This is a genomic window from Saccharopolyspora antimicrobica (assembly GCF_003635025.1).
Taxonomy (GTDB): Bacteria; Actinomycetota; Actinomycetes; order Mycobacteriales; family Pseudonocardiaceae; genus Saccharopolyspora; species Saccharopolyspora antimicrobica.
The window spans coordinates 1122532-1149021 of record NZ_RBXX01000002.1 but is presented as its reverse complement, the minus strand read 5'-3'; the positions used below and the strand labels follow the sequence as shown (position 1 = coordinate 1149021).

The following is a 26490-nucleotide window of genomic DNA, read 5'->3' as shown; positions in this document are numbered from 1 at the left end:
ATTTCACCGCGGCCCTGCTCGTCGCCGGGTCGCCGCGAGCGTTCCCGCCGGTCTGCCGGGGTCGCGCATCGAGCGTGCGAAAATGTTCTTCAGTCCACTTAGGTTCCGGACGCCATCCACCGTGGATTGCTGCATCCGGACCAGTTGTGCGGCCGGGAATTCGTGTACTCTGCGCGATTTCGCGAAAATCCATGGGCTGCCCCGAATTCTCGAAAACGGCGTTGATCGCGCATGTTTCGTTCTCTACGCTGCCCCGAGGGGAACTTCTTATCCGATCACTTGCTGAGCCAGGGGGTTCGGCCTGACCGGAACCAGCATGGAAACGAGGGACGAAGTGCGCATCCTGTTGATCAAACCCCCGATCCGTTCCTGCATGGTGGAAATCGGCAGGCACATGCCGATCGGACTGGCCTACTTGGCCGCCCAGCTGGGCGAGGCCGGCATGGAAGTCGACATCTTCGACTCGCTGGCCTACGCGGAGGACAACCACGTCGTCCCGCCCGAGGAGTACACCGACGCGGACCGCGCGAAGCTGGCCGCCCACCCGCGGTGGGGCCACCTGGTGCACTGGGGAGCCACCTGGGAGCGGATCACCGAGAAGCTGCGCTCCACGCACTACGACCTCGTCGGCGTCTCGTGCATGTTCACGCCGTACTACGAGCCCGCTTACCAGATCGCCCGCCTGGTCAAGGAGATCTCGCCGGACACCAAGATCATCCTCGGCGGGCAGCACCCGACCGTCGCGCACCACCACGCCATCACCGAGACCGCCTTCGACGCGCTGGTGCTGGGGGAGGCGGAGAGCAACGTCGTCGACATCGTGCGCGCCCTGGTCGCCGGAGAACCGCTGACCGGGATGCCCGGTGTCGCCTACCGCTGCGGCACCGGTCTGTGCGACTGCGCCGAGCCGGGCCCGCGCGTCCACCTGCAGCCGCGCGCGACCTTCCTCGAAGACCTCGACGGGCTCCCGATGCCCGCGGTGCACCTGCTGGACATGGCCAGCTACGACTCCACGGCCACGCTGATCACCAGTCGCGGTTGCCCGTTCTCCTGCTCGTTCTGCACCGTCCACGCCACGGTCGGCAAGAAATTCCGCACCCGGGCGCCGGAGAACGTCATCCAGGAGATCGAGCACTACGTCAACGAACACGGAATCCGCCGGTTCTTCATCGAGGACGACAACTTCACCTTCGACATCCCGCGGGTGCACGAACTCTGCCAGGCGGTGCAGCGGCGCGGCCTGGACATCGAACTGCACCTGCCCAACGGCATGACCGTGGTGAAGTTGAACGATGAACTCGTCCGGGACATGGCCGGCGCCGGATTCCGCAGCCTCTTCCTCGGGCTGGAGACCACCGACGTGGCGCGCCTGCGCAAGATCCGCAAGGGCTTCACCTCGCTGGAGAAGGTGCACAACGGCGCGAACCTGTTCACCGACCAGGGAATCGACGTGGGTGCGTCGCTCATCGTCGGGCTGCTCGGCCAGAGCTGCGCGGAACTGGCCCGCGACTCGATCAACCTGATGCTCGTCGGCGTCCGGTTCTGGACCAACCCGTTCTACCCCATCCCCGGATCCCCGGACTTCCAGCAGTGCCTGGGAAGCGGGCTGATCACCCACGACACCGAGCTGGCGCTCTACGACCAGTTCAACTTCGCCATCGGGTCGGACCAGCTCGGCCCGGAGGAGCTGTACTGGGCGTGGGTGTGCACCCAGGCGATGGCGCAGTGGCCCAGGTACGTCCTCGAAGGCACCGAACACCGGCGGGAACTCGCGGAGCTCCCGCTGGACCAGGCCCTGGACCGGTTGCTCGCGCACAGCACGGACCTCTTCGGCCCGGACGGCGGGCTCGAGGTGCCCGCGGTTCCGGTGGCGGTGGACGGCAACCGGATCACCGTGCACCCCGAGGGCTGCTTCGACGCCATGCAGCACCTCGCCGACAAGCCGCAGCCCGAGGGCCTGTGCACGTTCACCGGTGATGTGCTGGCCGCCGCGGCGAGCCTCTACACCGGGGTGCCGCACCGGGCGCAGCAGCTGCCGGGCAAGGACAGCGCGGGACGCTGCCGCTTCACCCTCGTCACCGACCAGGTCGCGCCGGTGTTCACCGACATCCACAAGGTGTTCCTGGCCGAGCTGCGGGACGCGGTGGCCGAAGCGCGCGATGAGCAGCCGGAACCGCTGACCGCGGACTGAACGCGCACGAGGAGGGCGAGGGCCGGTCGACCGGCCCTCGCCCTCCTTCCGCTCGTCGATCAGGACGCGGCGCGGCAGGCCGCGTAGTAGGTGCGCAGCGCGTCGTGGATCTCGGGCTCCATCGAGGCCAGCATCTCCGGCGGCGGCGTGAACTCCGGGTCGATCTCGTCGAGCAGCTTGCTGAACATGTCGCGCAGCTGCTCCTCGATCAGCGGCGGCCAGTCGTCCGGGACCACCCAGTTGAACTCGTAACCGGTCGCGAGCGTGTGGATGACCGCGGTCTCCACGGTCTGCTCGCGGCTCATGGCCTCGATCGGGTTGCGCACCGGGGTGAAGACGTCCAGTTCGGTGTTGTACGGCTCGCCGAGGAGCCGCGCGGCGAACTCGTGCGCCAGCATCGGCGACTGGTGCAGGCCGTCGCGGTAGGTCCCGGTCATCAACCACAGCCCGGCCACGCCCGCCTCGCCCAGCAGCGGGAAGCCGTCCAGCGGGACCGGCCGGTTGCCCACCTGGATCTGCTCGATGCGGCCCGAAACGAGGTCGGTGCGCAACTGCCGGGTGCAGGCCAGGAGCAGGTTCAGCTCGTCGATCGCCGCCGTGGTGCGCATCTTCGGGCTGACCACGTTGGTGGCGCCGAGGTAGATCTGGCCCTGCGCGCGGGGCACCACGTGCAGGCCGCAGGCGAAGGACCGGTTGGGCGTGCGGATGACGCTGCGCGGTGTGCTGCCGCCTTCGGTCTCGACCAGCAGCGAAACGCCGTTGCCCGCGACCATCCCGGGAATCCGGTTGCGCAGTTCGGCGGGCAGCGCCGAGAGCAGGTTGTGCGAATTGGCGCCGGCCGCGACGACCACGTCCGGGGCGGAGAGCGCCGCGCCGGAGGCGAGGGAGACGCCGTCGATTCGATCGCCGGAGATCCGCAGTTCGGTGATGAGCTCGTCGACCAGCACACCACCGGCCCGGCTGAAAGCGGTGGCCAGCGCGCGCAGCAGCGCCGGCGGGTTCACGGCGTGCTCACCCGGGATGAACATCGCCTGGAGCGGGCGGGAGGTCGGGGCCGGTTCCAGCCAGTCGATGGCCTCCGGATCGAGGTCCTCGTACGGTTCCTTGTACTCGTCGAGCGCCTGGCGGATCGCGGTGTAGCCGCCGTTGTCGATCTGCGGCACGCCGATCGAGTTCAGGATGACCACCGTGCCGTGCGCGCTGCGGATTGCTGTCTCGTCGGATTCCTCGACGAGCAGCTGCTCCCACGAGTTCCACATCTCGGTGGCGCGCACGTCCATGGCGAGCTTGGCCCGGCCGTGGGCGCTGGCCATCAGATCCGGTGTCACCTCGCCGAAGCAGCCGTTCATGGCACCCGCCGCGGCCGAAGCCGCCCACGGGCGCCGCGCTTCACCGACGACCGCGACCTTCGTGCCGCGGCGGGCTAGCACGAGGCCGAGTGACAGCCCCAGGGCACCGTTGCCGATGACGATGACGTCGAAAGCCTGATCGGTGGCGGGCACCGAAGTGTTACCGGTCGCTGAAATTGGCATCTGCGTCCTCGGAGGAAGGAGAGTGTGAAGAGCCGCGCACTCGCACCCCAGCCGTGCGCAGCTGTCCTCGCCCGTCGATCAGCGAGGCGTGTTGCGGACACGGTAGCCGCTTGGTCGGGGTGCGTCCACACGTATGACGGAGAATCCCGCGCTCTCCCGGGAAAACCGCATCGCCGCGGATTCGGCGGAAATTTCGCGGGAATGCGGGAACCATCGCCCGCGCCCGCTCGTCATAGTGGTGTGAGGTGGACAGCGGGGTTTCCCGGTCGGGCGTCCGCGCCGCGCGCGGGACCGACCGCGCCGGGGCGGGGCCACCGCGTTGCTCCGTGACTCAGCGGAATCGGCGGTGACCGTCGGTTGTTGCTGTGAAACCGGGCTTTTCCGGCCCACCAGCGGGTATCATCGCTCCGTGACTTCCGTCCGTTCCCGGTCTCTTTCGCATTGAGGTCTACAATGGACGATCGCGCGATCAGGAGGTAGCCTATGCCCCTTTCGCACTTGACCGATCAACGCGTGTTCGCCGATTGGGACGACCTGCGCGGCGTGGCGGACCCGGACTTCCTGGCGCTCGGCCTGGGCGCGACCAACATGATGTCGATGCTGTGGACCGTCGCCATGGGTGGCCGCGCGGTGGGGGTGGAGCGGCGCGGTGACCCGCCTCCCGGCGAGTCCTGGAACATCGCCGCGGACACCTTCCACCAGCTGGGGCTGATCGACAGCCTGATGCTGCGGACCTACGGCGAGGAGGGCCTGCCCCGCTTCCGCGACGGCCGGGTGTTCCGGCTGGCCCCGTGCTTCTACGACCCGGAAGCCGAGGCCAAGAGCGTCTTCGCCGACGAGATCGTGAGCGGCTTCGAGGCGAGCGGCTGCCTGGCGGGCAGGCTCGAGCACGTCGAGCACATCGACGACCGCTGGGTCGGCGGCCGCCCGCAGCGGGTGGTCACCGTGCAACCGCCAGCGGAGGTGCCGGTCACGCCGGACCCGAGCAGCATCCGGTCCGACGTGGCCAAGATCCTCTGCGGCGAGTTCCCGTTCCAGCTGCCCGCGACCGAACTGCTGATCCTGCTGCGCCGCTACCTCGAAACCATCGAGGAGATGGACCTGGCCAAGGATTCGGGCGCACCGCGCGTCCGGCTGTTCACCCACCACCAGGTGGTGCCCGACGGCGGCTTCGTCGAGGAGCCCGACGGCAGGCGGCGCGTGATCATCGAGGCCGTGCAGGAGCTGGACTACAAGCAGAAGTTCATCTACCGGCGGCAGCCCGGCACCGAGCCGATCGACCTCGGCGTGCCGGAGCTGTTCTCGATCGCGCAGGGCGTCGACAGCGACGACGCCGCGAAGCTGGGCTTCCGGTCCAATCCGGTCGGCATCGACTACGGCGACGGGCGCGGGCCGGTTCCGGCGCAGTCCGACTACGTGGCCTGCCTGCTGAACACCTTCGTCGAGGGCCGGTCGCGACGGCGGATCACCACGGTCTTCGACGAGGACGGCGACGAGTACTGGGTGCGCCAGATGGCCATCGGGCAGGAGGACGACCCCGAGGTCGGCTGGATCATGCTCCAGGTTCCCGCGTTCAAGTCCTTCGACCCGGTAGAGGAAGGCGTGCTGCCGGCGGGGACCGATCGGGAATCGCCCGACTACTTCGCCGCCTACCAGCAGCTGCTCTACGACTTCTTCTTCGACCACGCCGAGGAACTGCTGGAGATGCCCCGGAAGAAGCTGACCGGGATCAACACGTTCTACGGCCCGAAGCTGGTCACCGTCGCCGCGCGCATCGGCGTCGACGCCCAGGTCGCGGTCAACGGGATCGTCGCGAGCAACACCTTCGGCACCGGGCACTTCCTGAACAACGGCGTGTCCGTGACCGGGATGATCTGCCACAGCGCCCGGGTGCTGCGGTACTGGATCGACCGGCGGCACGGCGTGGTGCCGGGCCGCGCGATTCGCCGGCTCGCCGAGGGCATTCGCGTCGACACCGAGGAGTGGATCCGGGTCAGCGCGGTCGAGTTCAGCATGGCCAACCCGCGCGAGTTCGAGCCGGAGTGCTTCGAGCTGATGGAGGCCGCCCGCGAGCACCGGGACTTCCTGGTGTCGCTGGACCTCGCCGACTGGAACCGGCTGATCGTCCACATCGGACGGCTCGGCACCCAGCCGCTGCGGCCGCCGCACCCGCTCCATCCGGAGCAGCGCCGGAAGCAGCGGGCCGGGCGGGCGCCCGTCCCGGCCAAGGCCGCCGCCTCCGATCCGCCCGCTCCGGCGAAGCGCGAAGCGGACGCCATGCTGGTCGAGAGCTGAGCGCACCCGGCAACGAAAACCCGTGGAGGGCAATCCCATGCTCGACAGCTACGTCCACTCGTGCGCGGACGTGGTCACCCCGCCGGACGCGGACTTCCTGCGGGACTGGGTCTACGACAACCCGGTGCTGGCCGACCGCCGGGAGCTGCTGACCCGGTGGCTCACCGACCCGACCCCGCGCGAGGACATCGCGGCGAGCATGGGAATCCCGCTGGGGCGCCTGCTGCGCTCCTTCAACGAGACCGCACCGCTGGCCGATCCGGTGCGGTTCCGCTACCGCGGCGTGCCGTTCTCGGTCGTGGCGATGGCGGGCACCTGCGACGACGTGCAGGGCGACCGGTTCCCGAGGTTCGGCAGGCCGGTCACCCTGCGGTGCTACCTCGACGACGAAACCCTGCTGCCGCAGGGGATGTTCGAAGCCGCTGACTGGAACTTCATGGACGCCGGCCGCCCGGGCTTCCTCGGTTACGCCTACGGCGTCCACCACGACTCGGCGCTGTACCTGGCGGGAGTGCAGAGCGACCTCGCGGTCCGGTACACCTACCTGTTCCAGGGGCGTGGCGGGGAGACCGAGGTGCGGATCGGCGACGAGGTCGAGGTGCGCGGTCCCGACGACCGCTACCGCGACCACGTTCCGGTGCTGCGGCGCACGTTCCAGCGCTACTGGATCCAGATCATGTTCGGCGCGGTGCTCGCCTGGGCCCGCCGCGAACCCGGCCTGCGCGAACTCGGACTCCTCCGATTCGACCTGGAACCGGAGGAGTCCGCGAACGGTCACGTGGTCCGCCGCGTCTACCGGGACCTCCCGGAGAGGCTGGGCAGCCCGACGCGGTGCGTGCGAGTGGAGGGTCGCTGCCACCGGTACGCGATGTGCCCGCTGCCCGGCGTCGCCGACTACCTCGGTGCGCGCTGGCAGCCGGTCGACGCGGGCTGAACCGGTCCGCTCAGCCGGTCATCGCCGGTTCGGCGACCAGCGGCGCGGTGATGCCGAACCGCTCGGCGAGCAGCCGGCGGGCCATCCGCAGCGCGACCGCCTGGATGGTCAGCGTCGGGTTGGCCCCGCCCGGGTACGGGAGCAGCGCTCCGTCTCCCACGTAGACGTTCTCGGTGTCGTGGAGACGTCCGTCCGGGTCCGTCACGCTGGTCGCCGGGTCGGTGCCCATCCGGCACGTGCCGTGCAGGTGCCCGCTGCCCAGCGCCCATCCGGACGGCTCCCGGGTCACCTGCGTGCAGCCCGCGGCGGTGAGCAGCTCGGTGCCCTTGGCCAGGACGTGGTCCAGGCGGGCCAGGTCGCGCGGGTGCGCCTGGTAGTCCATCACCACGTCGGGCACGCCGTGCGCGTCGGTCCCGGAGCCGAGCTGGACGCGGTTCGCCAGCTGGGGTTCGTCGGGCACCAGCGCCTCGATCCGGATGAACTGCTCGGTGGTGCGCTTGCGGAAGGAACGCATCGGCCGGGCCTCGTAGAGCAGCCCGCCGAGCCCGCCGGGCGCGGCCGGGTCCTGGTAGTGGTCGGCCACCGCGAAGGTGGAGAACGGCCCAAGCCCGGCCACTTCGCTGTCCGGTCGGCCCGATCCGCCCAGGTACCGGTACCCGATCAGGTACTCGCCGAGCTTGAAGCACAAGCCGCGGCCGACGAGGTCGTGGGTGTTGCCCATGCCCTGCGGGTGGCGATCGGTGGTCGACCGCAGCAGCAGCGCCGCGGTCTGGACCGCGTTGGCGCACAGCAGGAATTGGCGTGCGCGGAACTCGTAGCGCTGTCCGGTGTCCATCCGCACGCACTCCAGCGCGGCGGCCTGCCGTCCCGCGCCGGGCAGCAGCCGAACGGCCTTGAGCCCGGCGAACAACCGCGCTCCGTGGTCGACCGCGGGGAACAGGAAGCGCGAGGCGCTGTCGCCCTTGGCCCCGATGGGGCAGCGCTGGCAGATGCACGGAGCGTCCGCGGTGCACTGGGATTGACCGGCGTAGGCGCGGGTGTTCACCGCCAGCGGGGTGGGGAAGGGCTGCCAGCCCAGGTCCACCGCCGCGGTGCGGAGCGCGGCACCGTCGTCGGTCACCGGTACCGCGGGCAACGGGTACGGCCGGCCGCGCGGCGGCAGCGTCGGGTCCGCGTCGGCATCACCGGCGACACCGGAGATGTCCTCCACCACCGCGTAGTAGGGGTCCAGTTCGGACGGGTCCCACGGCCACCGCAGCGGCAGCTCGGCGCGGCCCAGCACGGTCTCCGGGTCGAAGTCGACGGGCCGGTTCCGGAACAGCACGCCGCCGTAGAAGACCGTGCCGCCGCCGACGTTGCACGTCGTCCACGGGTAGCCGACCTTGGCCCAGGTGTCGTTCTCCTGCCGGACCCAGGCGGCTTCGGCCGCGGCCAGCACGCTGCCGTAGGAGGTGGCACCGGTGACGTGCGCGCCCTGCTCCACCACCGCGACCGACAGCCCGGCCCGGGCGAGCAGCCAGGCCGCCGTCGCTCCGGCCGCGCCGCTGCCGACCACGCACACGTCGTACTCGCCGGCGAGATCGCTCTCGCTCGGTGCCGGACCGTAGTCGGGCTGCGGGCGCGTCACCGCACCACCGCCGGGGTGGTGCGGAGTGCCGCAGGCGCGGACATGAGCTCGTGCAGCACGGACTCGACCTCGTCGAGGCGCACCATGACCAGCGGGAGATCGGGCGCACCGGCGGGCACGCCGAGCTGCCGCAGCAGCACCAGCGGCAGCGAACCGGGTGACGGCGGCAGGTAACCGCGCTTGTTGTCGTCGCGGACCACGGTCATGATCTCGCTGATGGACAGCCATTCCGGCGTTCTGGTGGGAGCGCCGAGCGCGGCGGCGGTCTCCTCGTGCAGCGCGACGTCGGCGTCGGTCAGCCAGCCGAGACGCCGGGACAGGTGTGCGGCGACGACCATGCCGAACGCGATGGCCGCGCCGTGCGAGAGGCCTTCCGCACCGCGCCGCCGGTGGTCGGCCAGCTCGACCGCGTGGCCCACGGTGTGCCCGTACTCGAGCACCAGGCCCCTGCGCCGCTCCTCGGTGTCGTCCGCGGTCACCTCCGTCTTGGCCGCGATGCTCTCCTCCAGCAGCCAGAGCATCGAGTCCGCGTCGGACAGGCGGTCCTCGTCCACCACGGCGCGCAGGTGGGACATCGCCTCCGGGCGGATCGCCAGGCAGTTCTTCGCCGCCTCGCACAGCCCGGAGCGGAGCTCCCGCTCGGGCAGGGTGGCCAGCAGCCGGACGTCGGTGAACACCGCGTCGGGCGGGTGGTAGGTGCCCAGGTGGTTCTTGCCCAGGCTGCTGTTGATGGCCTGCTTGATCGACAGCGTCGAGTCCATCGCGGCGACCGTGGTGGTCGGGACGTGCACGAGCCGGATGCCCCGGAACAGCAGCGCGGCGACGAGCCCGGCCAGGTTGCCGGGGACGCCGCCGCCGAAGGCGACGATGACGGTGCGCCGGGTGGCGCCCTTGGCCAGGCAGAACTCGGCGCACTCGGTCAGGTTCGACGGCGACTTGAGCGATTCGCCCGGCGGCCCGCTGTACACCTCGACCGGTCCGAGCGGTCGGAGCCGGGAGAGCAGGGCCTCGCCGTGCAGCGCGAGGACGGTGTCGTCGGTGACCACGACGAACCGGTCGGCGTCCATTGTGGACAACTCCCGCCCGATCTCGTCGAGGCAGTCGACCCCGTAGTGGTAGGGGTATTCGGCCTCGCCGATCCGGACGAGCCGGGACTGCCACAGGTGGTCGGTGTCCCGAGTCGAACTGTCCGAAGCTGCCACTGATCATCTCCCATCAGGCCATCCCCGCCCGTGGCCGCTGGGCCTGGGGGAATTCTTCCCGCTGATCGTTTGCCGGAAGCCGTCGCTCGGCGAACCGGCGTTGGCCGTGGTCGCGGCGACATGCGCAACATTAACCACCGAAACGCCGGTTTCACACCTGTTTTCGCGAAGTCGGCAGGTGCGCTGCGACTTCGCCGATGCGTCGCGGTTTCCTCGCCCGAGTGCGGAAGAACTTGTGGACACCCGCCACAGCAGCGGTTAGGTTGGCTTAGGCGGATGAGCCGGTCGTCCCGCATTCGGCGATGCGGCGGTGGATGCCGGTGCAGCGGGATGGGGACGCGGAGCCGGCTGTCCAGCTGGGGGATCGGTTGAGTCTGCCTGTTGTCCTTCACGTCGTCGCGAGCAGCGACATGCCGTTGTATTCCTGCGTCTCGGGCGAGAAAGGGTGCGCAAAGGTGGATTAGTTGTTCCGGCCAACGGATCGCTTTTCCCGGTGGTGGGCCTGATCGTCGGGATGGGGGCACGGCAGGTTGAAGTACTTCCGAAACTTGGTCGCCAGTTGACCGATCAAAACGTCGAATGTTCAACGACCGATGCGCGGCCGGGACCGTCATCGGCCATTTGGAGGCACATCCATGGTCCATTTGCCTTTGCTGCAGCGCGTTCCTCGTTATGTCACCGTTTTCGTCAACTGGGCTTGCAATCTGACCTGCCGCGAATGCTGGATGTACGGTGACTCCGCGAGCGAGAGCACCTGGCTGGAAGAGGTCAAGCGCGAGCAGATCAGCACCGAGATGTGGACCGGCATCGTCGACGAGCTGGCCGCGAACTCGGGGGCGGGTGACCCGGCGAACATCGCGATCATGGGCGGCGAGCCGCTGATGCATCCGAAGATCGTCGAGTTATGCCGGATCGCCAAGGAGCGGTTACCGGGCGGCGTGCTGGACATGAGCACCAACGGAACTCTCCTGACGCGCATGGCCGACGAGCTGGCCGACAGCGGGATCGACGTCGTCTACGTCTCCCTGGACGGCCCCACCGCCGAGATCAACAACCCGATCCGCGGCCGGAAGTCCTACGAGCGCGCCATCGCCGGGATCGAGGCCCTCCAGCGCGCCGCGGCCACCCGCGGCGGCCCGAAGATCGCGCTGAACTTCGTGGTGACCGGCATGAACTACACCTCGCTGCCGGAGATGGTGCGGCTGTGCGAGCGGATGGAGATCCCGGAGCTGACCGTCGGTCTGGCGAGCTACTTCACCAAGGACGAGGGGTGGCGCTCGCGGCCGGCGTTCGAACCGGTCACCGGGCAGCCGTTCCTGTCCTGGGCGGGCTACTGCAACGAGCACCAGCACGCGGACATGGACCTGGTCCGGCTGCGCGAGATCTTCGACGAGACGGAGAGCATGTCGGACTCGGTCGACGTGCTGATCGCCCCGACCCGCTACGGCAACGAGGAGAAGGCCAAGTTCTTCACCCCGGACTGGCACCGGACGGTCCGGGAGACCACCTGCACCAAGCTCTGGGCGCAGAGCACCTTGCTGCCGAACGGGCAGGTCATCAGCTGCACCACGTTCGCCGACACGGTGATGGGCTCGATCAAGGGGTCGAGCCTGAGCGAGGTCTGGCACGGTGACACCTACCGCCAGATGCGCGAGCAGATCAAGAAAGGCCTGGCGCCGGTGTGCTACCGGTGCTGCGAGCTGAACATGGACATCGAAGTCGATCCCGCCCTGTACACCATCGAACCCGCCGTTGTGGAGAAGTGAACATGAACCGCACTGCTGATCAGGTCACCAACGCGACATACCTGGACCAGCGTCGGGCGACCGAGATCTACGGTGAGGCGTTCCGCTGCGCCTTCGAGTACGTATACGGCAGCCACATCCCGGGCTCGGTGGTGGAATTCGGCTGCTTCGAGGGCTTCAGCACGCTGCTGCTGGCCGACCTGATGGTCGAGTTCGACGCGGAAACCGAGTTCTACGCCAAGATATTCGACCGCGGCCTGCACGTGTACGACTCCTTCGAGGGCTTCCCGAAGAGCACCGACGTGGTCGACGCCATCTCCTACGAGGTCTCCGACAGCGGCTACTGGGCGGAGCACGAGGACGCCTCGCCGCCCGGCACCGAGGAGCTGCTGCGCGCCGAGCTCGCCCGCAGGTTCGGTGACAGCGGCTGGTCGGTGGTGCGGGGCATGTTCGAGGACACGCTGGTCTCGCACCCGCTCACCGAGCCCGTCGCGATCGCCAACCTGGACTGCGACCTGTACGCCTCGTCGGTCCAGGTGCTCGACCACCTGCTGGGCAACCGGCTGCTGCCCGACGGGGCGGTGCTGCTGCTCGACGACTACAACTGCAACCGGGCCAACCCGCGGTTCGGGATGCGCCGCGCGATGCGCGAGTGCTTCGCCCGCACCGACGGCTTCTACGACTACAGCGAGTTCCTGCGCTACGGCTGGCACGGTCGCGCGTTCTTCGTGCACCGGCTCGGCGACAGCCCCAACCCGGACGAGAGGTGATGATGACCGAGCCGCTGATGCAGGCGCTGGTGGTGCGCGGACCGCAGGAGCACGCGCTGGAGCAGGTGCCGCGCCCCGTTCCGGCCGCCGGCGAGGCGCTGGTCGCCACGACGCACGTGGCGGTGTGCGGCACCGACATCCGGTTGCTGCGCGGAACCCTGCACGACGCCGAGTACCCGGTGATCCCGGGGCACGAGTGGACCGGCCGGGTGGTGGAAGCTCCCAGCCGGCCGGAACTGGTCGGCGCGCGGGTGGTCGGCGACGGCATCACGCCGTGCGGGGCGTGTGCGCGCTGCGCGGAGCAGAAGCCGAACCTGTGCGAGGACCTCGATGAGGTGGCGTTCACCAGGCCCGGTGCGTTCGCCGACTTCTTCTGCATTCCCGCTGCCAACCTCCGGGTGCTGCCGGAGGAGTTGTCCGGCGCGGAGGGCTGCCTGCTCGAGCCTCTCTGCGTGGCGCTGCACGCCGTGGAGCGGGCTCCCGCGCTCGAGGGGCGCGCGGTCGGGGTCATCGGCGGCGGCACGATCGGCCTGCTGGTCGGGCAGCTCGCCGTCGTGGAGGGAGCGAAGTCGGTCCGGGTCGTCGAACCGGGGCAGCCGCGGCGCGCGGTCGCCGCGGAACTCGGGTTGTCCACCGACACCGCGCTGCGGGACTGGGACGAGGACCAGCCGGAGATCGTCTTCGACGCCACCGGGGTCGCCGACGTCTTCCCGCAGGGGTTGCGGGCGACCAGGCCCGGCGGGTCCTACGTGCTCGTCGGGTATTCCGGTGAGGACGCGACGAACTACGAGCCCAGCACCGCGATGCTGCGGGAGCTCTCGGTGCACGGCGTGCTCTCCGGCTACGGTCAGCTCGACCGGGCGTTGGAGGTCGTGACCAGCGGGGCGGTCCGGCTGGGTCCGCTGCTGAGCGAGCCGCTGCCGTTCCAGGAGTACGGCTCGGTGCTGGACGACCGGGGTGAAAACGCCCCGCTCCGAAGCGTTTTCACCTCCGGCGCCGAGTGATTCAGCGCTCGCTCAGCACTTCGTCGTAGAGCTCGGCGGTACGACGCGCGACCTGGTCGAGGTCGTACCGCTCGAGCACCGCCTGCCGCGCCCGCTCCGCCGTTTTGGCCCGCCACTGCGGATCGTCCAGCGCGGCCCGGATGCCCTTGGCGAAAGCCGCCGGCGTGCGCTCGGGCACCAGCCAGCCGAGCTCGCCGTCGTCGAGCACGTTGGCCACACCGCCGACTCCGACGGCGACGATCGGCAGCCCGACCGCCATCGCCTCCAGCATCACGCTGCCGAACTCCTCGTGCAGCGGTGCCATCAGCATCAGGTCCATGACCCGCATCGCCGCCGGGACCTCCTCGTTGGGCACGTAGCCGGTGATGGTGAAGCGGTCGGTCAGGCCGCGCTGCGCCACTTCCTTCTCGAACAGGTCGCGCTCGTTGCCGTCGCCGCAGATCAACCAGTGCACCGGTTCGTCGCGCAGTTCCTCGGCGATGTCGATGATGATCGGCCAGCCCTTCTCCCTGGCGAGCCGTCCGATGTAGCCGACCACCGCGCGGTCGGACGGGACCGACCACCGCTGCCGCACGTCCGCCACCGCATCGGGCGTGGCCGCCGCGGCGAAGCCCGCCGCGTCGATGACGTCCGGCAGCACCGCGAAGGACGACGCGGGGCGTCCGGCGGCTTTGGTGAGCACCGGCACGGTGCGCGGGGTGAGGGTGATGGTGCGGGTCGCGGCCCGGATGGCCTGCCGCTCGATCCACCGGGCGAGCGGCTGCAGCATCCGGTCCAGCGCGTTCATCGGGTGGTAGGTGACGATGATCGAGCAGTGGATGGTCAGCACCAGGGGCACGCGCAGCACGCGGCACAGCACCCAGCCGAGCAGCGGCGGGATGATCACGCCGCTGCAGTGCACGTGGATCAGGTCCGGGCGCTTCCGGTGCTTCACGAGGTGGCGGACCACGCCGAGCGCCCACGACAGGTTCAGGTCGACCATGCCGCGAATCCGGGAGCGCAGCGGCAGCACCGGCACGCGCACGCCGCGCACCTCGGTGTGGTCGGAGATCCGCCAGCGCGGCGGTGTCCCGGGGATGTCGAGGGTCAGCACCACCTGCTCGACCCCGAGATCATCCAGCGCCTTGGTCAACCGGTAGATCTGGGACTGCATGCCGCCGATCGCGTCGAACTTCACCGGCCACGAGGTCTCGGCGAGCTGCGGCCAGTAGAAGTGCGGGCTCAGCCGCAGCACGCGAGGTGCGCGGCGCCTCGATTCCTCTTTCACGAGTGGTGTTCTCCTGGGAATTCCAACGGCGGACGAACGCGGGGGAGCGGCGTCGGCCTCGGCGGGAATGGGACGGAACGTGGGCCGAGGTCAGTCGGCGGCGCGCTCGGCACCGACCGCGTGCGCCGAGTTCTCGGCGAGCACCGCGGACAGCGCGGCAACGCGCTCCGGGGCGCCGAGCACGCGCATGCAGAACTCGCAGATGTTGCGGTACCGGTCCTCGGCGAATTCCTGGAATGCGGGGTGTTCGCGGACCATCTTGCGGAAGTAGATCGGTGATTCCGGATCGTAGAAACCGGTGACCAGTCTTTCCCGCTCGGCCTGCTGATCGGCTGAATCGCCATTGGTCCGAATGGAGCCGAGGAATACCGGTGTGCGCTTCATCGCGTCGGTGCTGACGTCCAGTTCGCAGCACGCGAAGACGTCGCCGGTGGCGTGCACCGTGGTGGTCAGGCTGTCGCAGTCCTGGAGATCCTCGACGGGACGGCGAATTCCGATCGGAATGAGGTCGGCACCCCGGCCGCGGTCGAGCAGTTCGTTGCGCAGGAACGGTTCGCCGGCTTCGGTCAGCGCGGCGATGATCTCCTCGTCGGTGCGCCGGTCCTGGGACGGGCAGAAGTTGATCTCGGTGAGGAGTCCGAACGAGCGCGCCGCGCGCGCCGCGTTGATGGTGCGCTGAACCGGGAAGGACTCCACGTGGTAGGCGTCGGCGCTGAAGGCGATGCCGGAGATCCCCGCCTCGACGAACGGCGCCAGCTTGACCTTGGCCAGCCGGTCGTCGCGGGCCCAGAACGCGTTGCTCTCGACGTCGACGACGTACCCGAGTTCCCGGGCGAAGGCGATGATCTCGCACATCTCCTCGGGGAACAGGAAGACCTCGCCGCCGCTGAAGGTGACGTGCTTCTTGCCGGACCGCCATCCGCTGCGGAGTGCCGAGTGGACCTCGTCGGAGGTGAGGCGTTCACGGCGTTGCGGACTCGATTCGACGATGCAGTGCGCGCAGGACAGGTTGCAGGTGAGCGTGTAGTTGATGGCTAATCGTTCGTGCGCGGGAAACCTGTCCCAAATCGCTTCGGTAGTTTGGTCCAGACCGGCCATGGCCACCTCGTGGTTCGACGGTGCGGTTGTGAAAGAAAATCCCCAGCTGGCGCACCAGAATCCCCAGCTGGCGCCACTGTTCACACTAAGCCACCGGGGCGTGGCCGACAAGTGTTCCGGGAGATCGCACGAGCGCGGATTCGTTTCCCCGCAAGGGAATCCGCGATCGTATTCTCGAAATCCGCGTCCGCAGAACCGGGCGGCGGTATATCGTCGTGGTTCGTCTCGGTCGAACATCAAGCTGGAGGAACCAGCGTGAATCAATCCAACCCGCCCGCGCAGCGCTCGCGCTGGTTCGGGCTCGCCGTGCTGTGCGCCGGTATGTTCATGATCATCACCGACGGCACGGTGGTGAACGTCGCGCTGCCCACCATCCAGGCCCAGCTGGGATTCGCCCAGGCCGACCTGACGTGGGTGGTCAACGCATTCGTCGTCCCGTTCGGCGGACTGCTGCTGCTGGCCGGGCGGCTGGGCGACCTCGTCGGGCGCAAGCGCATGTTCCTGGTCGGGCTGGTGGCCTTCACCCTCGCCTCCGCGCTCTGCGGGCTGGCCACCACGCAGGCGATGCTGATCGGCGCGCGGTTCGTGCAGGGCGTCGGCGGTGCGCTCGCCGCGGGCGTGATCCTCGGCAAGATCACCACGATGTTCTCCGACCCGAAGGAACTGGGCAAGGCGTTCGCGATCTTCAGCTTCGTGCTCAGCGGAGCCGGTGCGGTGGGCCTGGTGCTGGGTGGCGTGCTCACCGATGCTTTCGGTTGGCACTGGGCGTTCTTCATCAATGTGCCCATCGGCATCGCCGGGGTTCTGCTGGCGGTGCGGGTCCTCGACGACGACGAGGGACTGGGCCTGTCCGGCGGCACCGACTTCCTCGGCGCGGCGATGGTCACCGCCGGGCTGATGATCGGCGTCTACAGCATCGTGGGGTCCACCGAGCGGGGCTGGAGCTCGCCCTACTCGTGGGGGCCTGCCCTGCTCGCGGTCGTGCTGCTCGCGGTGTTCCTGGTCCGCCAGTCGAAGGTGAGCAACCCGCTGCTGCCGCTGCGCCTGTTCCGCTCGCGCAACTTCTCGGCGACCAACGGGCTGCAGATCCTCTACGTCGCCGCCGCTTTCGGGATGTTCTTCGTCAGCGCCCTCTACCTCCAGCTGGTGCTGGGGTACAACCCGATGCAGATCGGCCTGACGTTCCTGCCGATGACCGCGGTCACCGCAGTGGTCACCCTCGGCTTCGCCGCCAAGCTCAACGCCCGCTTCGGTGAGCGCCAGGTGCTGATCGCCGGGCTGATCCCGGTCGCGGTCGGGCTCGGGCTGCTCGCCCGCGTCCCGGTGGACGGCACCTTCGTGGTGGACTTCCTGCCGTCGATGCTGCTGCTCGGCGCCGGTGGTGGCCTGGTCGTCCCGGCGCTCACCGCGCTGGCGATGTCCGACGTGCCGCCCGTCGACTCGGGCCTCGCGGGCGGGCTGTTCAACACCATGCAGCAGATCGGTGGCGCGCTCGGCGTCTCGGTGCTGGCGGTGTTCTCCACGCTGCACACCCAGAACCTGCGCGCCGCCGGTGAGCCGGACGTGGTGGCCCTCACCAGCGGGTACCAGCTCGCATTCGGCATCACCACCGGGTTCATCGTGCTGTGCCTGATCGGCGTGATCACGCTGCTGCGACGGGTGTCCAAGGCAGCACCCGAGCCGGTCGCCGAGACCGCGGGCTGAGCAGAAGAAGAGCCGCCTCCGTCCACTGCGGACGGAGGCGGCGCTTGGCTCGTCGCTAGAGCTCCGCGTGGTGGTCGCGGACCTTCGCCACCGCCCGGACCAGGTCCTCGGCGTCCTCGGCGCCACCGAGCAGCGCCTTGTGGTGGAAGATCAGCGTGGTCTCGCGGTACTTCTCCGAACCGCTGAAGTCGCGGCCCAACGCGCGCTCCCGGCCCGCGTCGTCCCAAACCGAGGCGAACCGCCGCTTGGTGTGCGGGTTGAGCATCACGCTGCGGTGCAGCGGCAGGTCCGGCGGCCACAGCGCCATGCCGAGCTCGGCGCTCACGGCCTGCGCCACCCGCTCCACCGAGGCGTCGCCGAAGGTGCCCGGCCGGAACCGGATCCCGTACTCGTAGACCGACCGCTTGTCGGCCTGTTCCGGCAGCGGGATCGGGCCGAAGTCGCCCAGTTCCGCGAGCCCGGCCTCCAGCACCTGCGCGGTCTTCTCGCGGTGCTCGTGCTGCGCGTCGAGGCGGGGCAGCTGGTCGAGCAGCACCGCGGCGGTCAGCTCCGACATGCAGTAGTTGCCGCCCATCACCTCACCGCTCTCGACGAGCTCCTCCTCGCCCGCGACGACCTCCTGGTCGCGGTAGCGCCGGGAGTCGGCGCGCAGCTGCTGGGCCCGCCGGTACAGCCGCTCGTCGGCGGTGATCACGGCACCGCCCTCGCCGCCGGCGAGCACCTTCCCGACCTGGAAGCTGAACGCCCCGACCGAACCGAACGTCCCCACCGGGCGGCCGCGCCACCGCGCTCCGTGCGCCTGCGCGCAGTCCTCGATCAGCTCGATGCCGGTGTCGGCGACGACCTGCTGGATGCCGTCGAGGTCGGCGACCGTGCACGCCAGGTGCACCACGATCACCGCCTTGGTGCGGTCGGAGACCGCCGCGCGGATGGCGTCCGGGGTGATGCAGCCGGTTTCCGGGTCGACGTCCACCAGCACCGGCAGCGCGCCGACCCGCAGCACCGCCGTCACCGGCGCCACCCAGGTCATGACCGGCACGATGACCTCGTCGCCGGGGCCGATGTCGAGCGCTTCCAGGGCCACCACCAGCGCGCTGGAACCGTGGTCCACGCTGACGCAGTGCGCGATCTCGTTGTAGCGGGCGAACTCCTCGGCGAAGAGCCGCTCCCGCGCCCGCGAGCCGTCGCTGGCCCAGCTGATCGCCCAGCGGCGCGACCGCAGGGCGGCCACCAGCGAACGCTCGGTCTCCGCGTCGTACTGCGGCCAGCCCGGCCAGGCGCGGTCCTGCCGCACCGGAGTTCCACCGAGGACGGCGAGTTGGCTCATGCTTCTCCTCACGTAGCAGTTGTGCGGCTCGGGCGGCCCGTCATGCCGCGGGTTTGCGCAGGACCATCAGCACGTCGCGGATGCCGACGCTGGTGGGGCGACCGCGTTCCCGCGTCAGATCCGCGGCCAGCTGGTTCGGGGCGACTTCGCGGAGCAGCGCGGAATCCAGTTCGGGCGTGGCGATCTCGTAGTCCAGGTGCTCCGACGCGGAGACCTCGCACCACTGCAGCCCGCTGCGCACTGCCGCGTCCAGGTAGTCCTCGAAGAACGACCGGTTGATGGTGGTGCTGTCGTGCACGTGCCACACCAGGAGGTCCGCCAAGTCCTCGGGCATCCCGGACCGCAGCAGCTCCCGCAGCTCCTCGCGGTCGTAGGCCAGGTGGGCCCACGGCGGAAGCAGCGTGTCGCGCCAGAACGCCAGGTCGCGCCCCTGGTAGCTGACGTACTCCAGCTGGTGCCCGTCGACGGCGCTCCAGATCGGGCCGAAGTGCGAGTAGAGCAGCCCGCCGGGCTTGAGCACCCGCGCGGCCTGCAGCAGGGTCCGCCCGATGTCGAGGAACTGGAAGGCGTTGCAGGAGAACACCGCGTCGGCGCTCGAATCCGGCAGCGGCATCTCCTCGGCGGGCACCGCGATCACCTCGCGGACACCGGATCGCGCCGCTTCCCGGTTCGGGTCCACGGAATACCACCGGGCGACGCCGCGCTGCTCGATGAGTTCGGTCGGGAATGCCCCGCCGATCTCCGCCACCACCGCACCGGAGAGGTCCACGCGACCGAGGAAATCGGCGAACACCTCTTCTTCGGACATCGCGAGGCCGCGGTGCGCCACGGCAGCCTGATATGACGAATCCACTGTTCCAGCACGTCCCCTCGAGGAATGCGGTGAGCACGCGCCACCCCGGTGAGCATCCGGGGTGGCGGGAAGGAGATGCCCTGATCCGCTGTTCGGCGGATCAGGTGTCACGCCCGCTTTCCGGGGCGCGCGGAGAAATAGCCCGAGCTCAGGCGAACGGCCAGGGCCGTGCGGTGGCGGCGATGCGGTTCCAGACGTTGATGCCGGCGATCGTCCAGATCAGCTCGGCCATCTCGACGTCTGTGAACTCGGCGGAAACCCGGGAGAACAGCTCGTCCTCGACCGGTCCTTCGCTCAGCCTGGTCATGGCCTCGGTGAGTTCCAGGGCCGCCCGCTCGCGCTTGCTGAACAGCGGCACCTCCCGCCACGCGGGGAGGCAGAACAGCCGCCGCTCGCTCTCGCCGTTGGTGTGGGCCTCGCGGCTGTGCTCGTCGACGCAGTAGGCGCAGCCGTTGATCTGCGATGCGCGGATCCGGACGAGTTCCAGCAGTGAATCTTCCAGCGTGACCTTGTCGAGCTCGGCGTCGAAGGCGTCCATGGCCTTGCTGATGCTGGGCGCGAGATTGTCCACCGCTAGCCGGAAGGTCCAGGCTAAGTTCGGGTCTGCGGTGTTGTCGGGCATGCAAGAACTCCCATTGGTTCAGGGATTTGCGACTGCTCGAACTCTACCCCAGGTATCGCCGCGGTCGCACGGTTCTTCCTGTCAAATCCCGGGTTTCGCCGTGGTTGACCGGTCAATCCGCGCCTACCTATGATGCGTTCGACGTGCCCCGGGCGGGCCGGAGCATCGGCTGGTTCCCGCGGCGATGCAGCGCAGTGGACAGGTTCCTGCCGCCGCCGGAGCGGCGAATCCGCTTCCAGAGCACCCGAGTCTTCACCCGAGTTCGTTGAACTCAACACCACTGGAGGGTTCCGCATGGCTCAGTACTACCCCAAGACCGGCGTCTGCTACGACCACGCAGAGCGGTCCAAGATCTACATGATCTACACGTTCAGCTGCAACGCGGCGTGCGACCACTGCCTCGTGGAGTCGAGCCCGAAGCGCCGGGCGAAGCTGGATCCCGCCACGGCCAAGGAGATATTGCGCCTCGGTGCCGAGCACGGGAAGAGCTTCTTAGACCTCTCCGGCGGCGAGGCGATGTTACATCCCAAAGAGGTCATGGAGGTCGCCAGCGCGGCACGCGACCTCGGCTACTACGTCTGCCTCAACACCAACGCCTACTGGGCGCGCACGCCCGACCGGGCGCGCGGCGTCGTCGCCGACCTGAAGGCGGCCGGCGTGCAGGCCATCTTCCCGAGCGCCAGCGCCTACCACCTCAAGTACGTGCCGCTGGAGCGCGTGATGAACGCCCGGGCCGCCTGCCAGGAACTCGACGTCGCCTACGAGCTGAACTACTTCTACTCCGCGGAGACCGAGACCGACGCGCGGATCCAGCGGGAGATGGACCTGGAGAACGAGGTCTTCTTCTTCGACGGGCTGCAGACCACCGGCAACAGCGAAGAGACGATGGGCGAGCTCAAGAAGCTCTACACGATGCGCGTCCCGGACGACATCGACGACTGCTTCAGCGTCCACCTCGGGGTGAACCCGCACGGGCACGTGGTCAGCACCTGCAACATGAACTACACCAACGCGAAGTTCCGGGACACCCCGTTCTTCCTCGGCAACTTCTACGAGCAGCCCTTCGAGGACATCCTGCGCGCCGAGCGGGAGTCCGCGGTGCTCCAGTTCCTCTATGACAACCCGCACCCGGCGCTGCACACCATGCTGCGCGAGGACGACGAGGTGGGCGAGTACTACCGGCAGACCTTCTCGGAGCGCCGCTACTACTCGGTGATCGACTACTACATCGACGTCTTCCGCGATGAGCGGACGATGTCCCGGATCGACCAGCTGCTGCCGAAACCGCTGGCATCGCTCTGAGTCGACGAGAGCCCGGGGAGCCCGCTGCCGGGCTCACCGGGCTCCTGCCTCACAGCGGCCGGAGCGCGGTGCTCAGCGGCGGCCGCCGGAGATGAAGTCCTCGGCGGCAACCGAACGGTCACCGGTGGCCGGATTGATCAAGCGCAGCAGCGGGCCGGTCAGCGCCGTGGTCACCACCGCCATCACTACGAGCAGGGTGTAGAGGCGCTCGTCGATGATGCCCAGCAGCAGTCCCACGTTGAGCACGATCAGCTCGGTCAGGCCGCGCGTGTTCATCAGAAATGCCAGCGCGATCGACTGCCTGCCCTCGATTCCGCGCAACCGCGCGGCGGCGAACGTGCCGCCGACCTTGCCGCCGATCGCGACCAGGAGGATCAGCAGCAGCTCGCCGAACCCGGCGAGGTCCACTGCGGACAGGTCGACCTTCAGACCGGCCACGATGAAGAACACGGGGAGCAGCAGGACGGAGTTGAACCCGGCGATCCGGTCGTGCAACTGCTCGCGCAGCACCTCCGTGCCGTCGCGGGGGATGGCCAGGCCGAACACGAACGCGCCGAAGATCAGGTGCAGGCCCATCCACTCGGTCGCCGCACCGGAGAGCAGGGCACCTGCGGAGACCACGGCGAGCACGGTGGGGGTGAGGTCCTTCGTCGTGGCGAAGACCCGGCGCAGCAGCGGGCGCACCACCCAGAGCATCACGGCGGTGTAGGGGACGAGCAGCGCGATCATCCACGGGTTCGCCCCGCCTGCCCCGGCCAGCGCCAGCACGCAGGCCAGCAGCAGCCACGCGAGCAGGTCGCCGATGGCGGCGGTGGTCATCGCCAGCGTGCCCAGCGGCGTGCGGGTCATGCGCAGGTCGGTCAGGATCCGCGCCAGCACGGGGAAGGCGGTCACCGCCATGGACGTGCCCAGGAAGAGGACGAAGACGACCGGGTTCTCGGTGGGGTGGCGGGTCAGCAGGAAGGACGCCAGCGCCGCGCCCAGCGCGAAGGGGACCACAGTGGAGGCGAGTGACACCGCGGTGGCGGTGCGGGCGCTTGCCCGGAGCAGGCGCTGATCCAGTTCCAGGCCCACGACGAACATGAACAGGGCGACCCCGATGTTCGCCAGGGCCCACAGCAGGGGGCGGGTGTCGGTGGGGAAGAGCGCGTCGCTCACCGCGCCGTCGAACAACGTCGGTCCGACCAGAATGCCGGCCAGGACCTCACCGATCACGCTCGGCTGCCCCAAACGGCGGAAAAGTGCACCCAGCAAACGGGCCAGCGCGATGATCAGCGCCAGCCCGACGAGCAGAGTGATGATCTGATGAGTTTCCATAGGCACCATTCCCTTTGGCAACAAGGTTTCTTCGGTGGGCAGGCGGACGGGCCCGCGGCAACGGGCGTTCTGGCCGGTCACCGGGGTGTTTTGGATTCGGTCCACCGTGTACGGAAGCCGTGGATCGGCCTCGGCGACTCTACCCGGCGCGACGTTCCCGGGGATAGATTCCGCTGGTGTTCACAGGTTTTCGCGGTGCCGCGCAGAATTTCCGGTAAACTTCTTGACGCGGCACCGACCGATTGCTTGACTGGTGCCGCGTCAATCATGCGACTGGTGTTCGGAAGTACTTCAATTTTCCACGTTCTCCACCAGATACGTTGTTTCGCGTGACGCGATGACCGGGGGGTTGTGAACTTGTCTAGTCGTCCGGAGGTAGCTGTGGGTGGGCCTCGACGTGCCGATGACGCGTCCTCGGGAGCCGATGCCCCGGGACAGCAGATCCCTTCCCCGGATTTCCTGGCACTGGGGCTCGGCGCCACCAACATGATGGCGATGCTGTGGTCCGTGGCGATGGGGCGCCGCGCGGTCGGCGTGGAGATGCGCGGTGAACCGGCGCTCGGCGTGCACTGGAACATCCGCGAGGACGTCTACCACCAGCTCGGCCTGATCGACCGGATGATGCTGGACACCTACGGGGAAGCGGGCATCCCGCGGCTGGCGGACGGGCGTCTCTTCCGGCTCGCCGAGACCTTCTACAGCCCGAAGACGTCGGGCGGCAACGTCGCGGCCGACGAGATCGTGAGCTCGCTGGTCACCGACCTGCACCTGGTGGGCGCCATCGAGCACCTGGAGTTCATCGACGACCGCTGGGTCGACGGCAAGCCGAACCGGGTGATCATCCGCAACGATCCGCCCGCGCTGCCGCCGGAGCCGGACGCGAGCAAGATCCGCGACGACATCAACGCGGTGCTGGACGGCCCCTCCACGTTCCAGACCGCGGCCTCGGAACTCCTGCGGCTCCTGCGCCGCTACCTGGAGAAGATCGAGGAGATGGACCTGGCGCGCGGTCTCGCGAGGCCCCGAGTGCGGTTGTTCCTGAACCACCGGGTGGTGGAAGCCGAGGACGACGGTTTCCTCGACTGCGGCGACGGCCGCAAGCGGATCCGCATCGAGCAGGTGCGGGAACTGGACTTCCGCGGGAGGTTCGCCCGCCGGCGCGTGCCCGGCACTGAGATCATCGACCTCGGCGTGCCGGAGCTGTTCGTGGTCGCCGAGGGCTTCTACTCCAGCGACGCCGAACGGCTCGGCTTCGAGCAGCACGACGTCCTCGTGGACCACGACGACGGCCGCGGCCCGGTGGTGGCCCAGGCCGACTACCTGGCCGCCTTCGTCGAGGTGCTCGTCGACGGCAGGCTGCGGCGCCGGATCTCGTCGGTGTTCGACGACGACGGCACCGAGTACTGGGTGCGGCAGCTCGCCGTCGGCCACGAGAACGACCCCGAGGTCGGCTGGATCCTGGTGCAGGTACCGGACTTCCGGACGTTCGACCCGGTCGAGGAGGGCGTGCTGCCCGCGGGCACGGACCCGAATTCGCCCGAGTACTTCGCGACCTACCAGCAGCTGCTCTACGAGTACTTCATCGACCAGGCCGCGGAGATCCTCGAACTGCCGAAGGCGGAACTGGCCAAGATCCGGATGGATTACGGGCCGAAGCTGTTCAGCCTGGTCGAGCGGATCGGTGACGACGCCCGGCTGGCCGTCAACGGCGTCGTCGCGGGCGACTCCTTCGGCAACGGCCACTTCCTGACCAGCGGCGGGGCGAACACCGGGATGGTCGGCCACAGCGCGCGGGTGCTGCGGTACTGGCAGGACCGGGATGCCGGGATCCACCCGGAGCAGGCGATCCGCACGCTGGCGGATGCGATCAAGCGGGACTCCGAGGCGTGGCTCAACGTCAGCGCGGTGGAGTTCAGCCAGGCATCGCCGATCAACTTCGGCGCCGAGCGGATCCAGGAGATCGCCGACGCGAACGGGATCTCGGTGGACGCGCGAGCGGCCACCGTCGACTCCAGCCGCCGGGTCCGGCACTCGCTGCTGACCCTGGACTACTCGGACTGGCGGCGGTTGTTCGTGCGCGGTGGCCGGCTCCACGCCGACCAGCTGCCGCCGCTGCACCCGCTGCACCCCGCGGCCCGCGATGCCGAAGACGCGGCCGACACCGACGCCAACGCGGAGATGGGTGGGACGGGCGCTCTCGCCCGCTGACCCGACATCGATCACCACCGGACCCGCCGCCGAACCGGGCGGTGGGGCGGACCAGCCGTGCCACCGCCCGGAGCGGTGCTTGGCCACCTGCTGCCGGGTGCGTGCGCCCGGACACGGAAAGGGAACGTGGATGACCACTGCTGCCGGCCACACCAATCAGGAACTCATCGAGCGCGCCCGCCGGGTGACGGCCGCTGAGAAGTACGACATCGGCACCCGGTTCCCGGCGATCTACCGCCGCGCCGAGGGCTCCTGGATGACCGACGTGGAGGGCAACCGCAGCCTCGACGTCACCGCGGCCAGCGGTGCGCTGCTGCTCGGCAACTGCCACCCGCTGGTCTCGGCCGCGATCACCGACTACATCCAGGACTACGGCACCGTGTTCGCCAGCACCCTGTCGCTGCCGCGCATCGAGCTGGCGGAGCGGTTGTGCGAGCGCTTCCCGGCCGGGGAGAAGGTGGTGTTCGGCAAGAGCGGTTCCGAGGCGACGACGATGGCCATCCGGCTGGCCCGGGCGGCCACCGGCAGGGAGCTCATCCTGACGTCCGGGTTCCACGGCTGGCACGACTGGCACCAGTCGTACCTGCAGATCGGCTACGACGCGGGCAGCGGAGTGGCCTGCTTCGGCTACAACAAGACCGCGTTCAAGCGGCTGGTCGCGGAGTTCGCCGACGAGATCGCCGGCGTCTTCGTCACCCCGGAACCGGCCTGGTTCGACGCGGCCTACTACCGCGAGCTGTCGGAGTTCTGCGCCCAGCACGGCGTGCTGTTCATGCTGGACGAGGTGATCACCTCGATGCGGTACGGCCCGAACGGCGTCAACGGCACCGGCGAGGTGCCCGCCGACATCATCACCATGAGCAAGGGCATGGCCAACGGGCACTCGCTCTCCGCGGTGCTCGGCAAGGCCGAGGTGATCGACGCCTACGACGACGCGGGCATCGGTGGCACCTACACCCGCGAAGTCCCTCCGATGGCCGCGGCGCTGGCGGTGCAGGACTTCCTGGCCGACGGCACCGAGCACGAGCGCTGCCAGCGCATGGGCAAGCTGCTCATGGACGGCATGCGCGACATCCTGGCCTCGGTCGGCATCCCGGCGTGGGTCGGCGGTCCGGCCATGATGTTCGACGTGGTGGTGCCGTCCGAGGCGCTGTCCTGGGACATCTACCGCGCGGCGTTCGACCACGGCGCGTACTTCGAGGACAGCGGCACCCAGATGGTCACCGCCGCGTTCGGCGAGGCGGAGGTCGACCACGCGCTCACCGCTTTCGAGAAGGGCGCGCGCAAGGTCGCCGCGACGACGGAGTTCGAGGTGTCCGAGATCGGCTTCGACCGCAAGGCCCAGTTCGCCGCGGAGGCGTTCGGCGGCGCGCTGGAGGACGATGACCGCGTGTTGAAGAGCATCGAGGAGACGGTTCGGCAGATCGCCGAGCGGACTCCGGGGATCAGCCCCCGACCCCTGCCGGCCTGTGGCTGAGGGTTCTCCGCCCGC

The 26490-nt window shown here is 69.1% G+C and carries 19 protein-coding genes; 10 read left to right on the top strand and 9 right to left on the bottom strand.

The window, feature by feature from the left end; translation table 11 throughout:
* The first annotated feature begins 316 nt into the window (after nucleotides 1-316).
* Nucleotides 317-2191, top strand: coding sequence for a B12-binding domain-containing radical SAM protein (locus tag ATL45_RS06025; protein ID WP_093150009.1), 1875 nt, complete (start codon nucleotides 317-319; stop codon nucleotides 2189-2191).
* Nucleotides 2192-2250: 59 nt separating this feature from the next.
* On the opposite strand, the gene ATL45_RS06020 is transcribed toward ATL45_RS06025, so the two are convergent.
* Complete coding sequence (locus ATL45_RS06020) at nucleotides 2251-3693, bottom strand: NAD(P)/FAD-dependent oxidoreductase (protein ID WP_211841187.1); 1443 nt, start codon at nucleotides 3691-3693, stop codon at nucleotides 2251-2253.
* Between the two features lie 513 nt (nucleotides 3694-4206).
* Between ATL45_RS06020 and ATL45_RS06015 the strand changes: the two genes are divergently transcribed.
* Entirely contained in the window at nucleotides 4207-6018 is a 1812-nt protein-coding gene (locus ATL45_RS06015; protein ID WP_143121593.1) for an FHA domain-containing protein, read from the top strand.
* Nucleotides 6019-6055: 37 nt separating this feature from the next.
* Nucleotides 6056-6952 (top strand): hypothetical protein, encoded by an 897-nt coding sequence (locus ATL45_RS06010; RefSeq protein ID WP_093150021.1) that lies wholly within the window; start codon nucleotides 6056-6058, stop codon nucleotides 6950-6952.
* Nucleotides 6953-6962: 10 nt separating this feature from the next.
* Here the strand turns inward: ATL45_RS06010 and ATL45_RS06005 are convergent, their stop codons facing one another.
* Together ATL45_RS06005 and ATL45_RS39505 are read right to left on the bottom strand one after the other, a co-directional pair.
* Nucleotides 6963-8579 carry an FAD-dependent oxidoreductase gene (locus ATL45_RS06005; RefSeq protein ID WP_170210173.1) on the bottom strand — a complete coding sequence of 539 codons (1617 nt, stop codon included), beginning with the start codon at nucleotides 8577-8579 and terminating at the stop codon, nucleotides 6963-6965.
* Nucleotides 8576-9781, bottom strand: coding sequence for a 2-deoxy-scyllo-inosose synthase (locus ATL45_RS39505; protein WP_093150030.1), 1206 nt, complete (start codon nucleotides 9779-9781; stop codon nucleotides 8576-8578). Before ATL45_RS39505 ends, ATL45_RS06005 begins: the two co-directional genes overlap by 4 nt.
* 593 nt (nucleotides 9782-10374) lie before the next feature.
* On the opposite strand from ATL45_RS39505, the gene ATL45_RS05995 reads away from it, so the two are divergent.
* Genes ATL45_RS05995 through ATL45_RS05985 form a run of 3 tightly spaced genes read left to right on the top strand, consistent with a single transcriptional unit; the run spans nucleotide 10375 to nucleotide 13300 of the window.
* Nucleotides 10375-11547: a radical SAM protein gene (locus ATL45_RS05995; protein ID WP_093150034.1), complete on the top strand. Its 1173-nt coding sequence runs from the start codon at nucleotides 10375-10377 to the stop codon at nucleotides 11545-11547.
* A 2-nt stretch (nucleotides 11548-11549) separates the two neighbouring features.
* Nucleotides 11550-12296: a TylF/MycF/NovP-related O-methyltransferase gene (locus tag ATL45_RS05990; RefSeq protein WP_093150038.1), complete on the top strand. Its 747-nt coding sequence runs from the start codon at nucleotides 11550-11552 to the stop codon at nucleotides 12294-12296.
* A 2-nt stretch (nucleotides 12297-12298) separates the two neighbouring features.
* Entirely contained in the window at nucleotides 12299-13300 is a 1002-nt protein-coding gene (locus ATL45_RS05985) for a zinc-dependent alcohol dehydrogenase (protein WP_170210171.1), read from the top strand.
* A gap of 1 nt (nucleotide 13301) precedes the next feature.
* On the opposite strand, the gene ATL45_RS05980 is transcribed toward ATL45_RS05985, so the two are convergent.
* Together ATL45_RS05980 and ATL45_RS05975 are read right to left on the bottom strand one after the other, a co-directional pair.
* Complete coding sequence (locus tag ATL45_RS05980) at nucleotides 13302-14567, bottom strand: glycosyltransferase family 4 protein (RefSeq protein WP_143121594.1); 1266 nt, start codon at nucleotides 14565-14567, stop codon at nucleotides 13302-13304.
* A 90-nt stretch (nucleotides 14568-14657) separates the two neighbouring features.
* Nucleotides 14658-15749: a radical SAM protein gene (locus ATL45_RS05975; protein ID WP_170210170.1), complete on the bottom strand. Its 1092-nt coding sequence runs from the start codon at nucleotides 15747-15749 to the stop codon at nucleotides 14658-14660.
* A gap of 171 nt (nucleotides 15750-15920) precedes the next feature.
* Between ATL45_RS05975 and ATL45_RS05970 the strand changes: the two genes are divergently transcribed.
* Entirely contained in the window at nucleotides 15921-17369 is a 1449-nt protein-coding gene (locus ATL45_RS05970) for an MFS transporter (RefSeq protein ID WP_211841186.1), read from the top strand.
* 55 nt (nucleotides 17370-17424) lie between these two features.
* On the opposite strand, the gene ATL45_RS05965 is transcribed toward ATL45_RS05970, so the two are convergent.
* The 3 genes from ATL45_RS05965 to ATL45_RS05955 form a co-directional block, all read right to left on the bottom strand.
* On the bottom strand, nucleotides 17425-18696 hold the full coding sequence (locus tag ATL45_RS05965; protein ID WP_093150052.1) for a DegT/DnrJ/EryC1/StrS family aminotransferase: 1272 nt from the start codon (nucleotides 18694-18696) through the stop codon (nucleotides 17425-17427).
* 40 nt (nucleotides 18697-18736) lie between these two features.
* Entirely contained in the window at nucleotides 18737-19525 is a 789-nt protein-coding gene (locus ATL45_RS05960; RefSeq protein ID WP_093150056.1) for a class I SAM-dependent methyltransferase, read from the bottom strand.
* Nucleotides 19526-19697: 172 nt separating this feature from the next.
* Nucleotides 19698-20171 (bottom strand): carboxymuconolactone decarboxylase family protein, encoded by a 474-nt coding sequence (locus ATL45_RS05955; RefSeq protein ID WP_093150060.1) that lies wholly within the window; start codon nucleotides 20169-20171, stop codon nucleotides 19698-19700.
* A 294-nt stretch (nucleotides 20172-20465) separates the two neighbouring features.
* Between ATL45_RS05955 and ATL45_RS05950 the strand changes: the two genes are divergently transcribed.
* Nucleotides 20466-21473 carry a radical SAM protein gene (locus tag ATL45_RS05950; protein WP_170210169.1) on the top strand — a complete coding sequence of 336 codons (1008 nt, stop codon included), beginning with the start codon at nucleotides 20466-20468 and terminating at the stop codon, nucleotides 21471-21473.
* A gap of 72 nt (nucleotides 21474-21545) precedes the next feature.
* On the opposite strand, the gene ATL45_RS05945 is transcribed toward ATL45_RS05950, so the two are convergent.
* A complete protein-coding gene (locus tag ATL45_RS05945; protein ID WP_093150069.1) occupies nucleotides 21546-22790 on the bottom strand; it encodes a cation:proton antiporter domain-containing protein in 1245 nt (414 codons plus the stop codon).
* Between the two features lie 495 nt (nucleotides 22791-23285).
* Between ATL45_RS05945 and ATL45_RS38305 the strand changes: the two genes are divergently transcribed.
* Together ATL45_RS38305 and ATL45_RS05940 are read left to right on the top strand one after the other, a co-directional pair.
* Nucleotides 23286-24998: an FHA domain-containing protein gene (locus tag ATL45_RS38305; protein ID WP_143121595.1), complete on the top strand. Its 1713-nt coding sequence runs from the start codon at nucleotides 23286-23288 to the stop codon at nucleotides 24996-24998.
* A gap of 130 nt (nucleotides 24999-25128) precedes the next feature.
* Nucleotides 25129-26475, top strand: a complete 1347-nt coding sequence (locus ATL45_RS05940; RefSeq protein ID WP_170210168.1) for an aminotransferase class III-fold pyridoxal phosphate-dependent enzyme — start codon at nucleotides 25129-25131, stop codon at nucleotides 26473-26475.
* The last annotated feature ends 15 nt before the right edge of the window (nucleotides 26476-26490 follow it).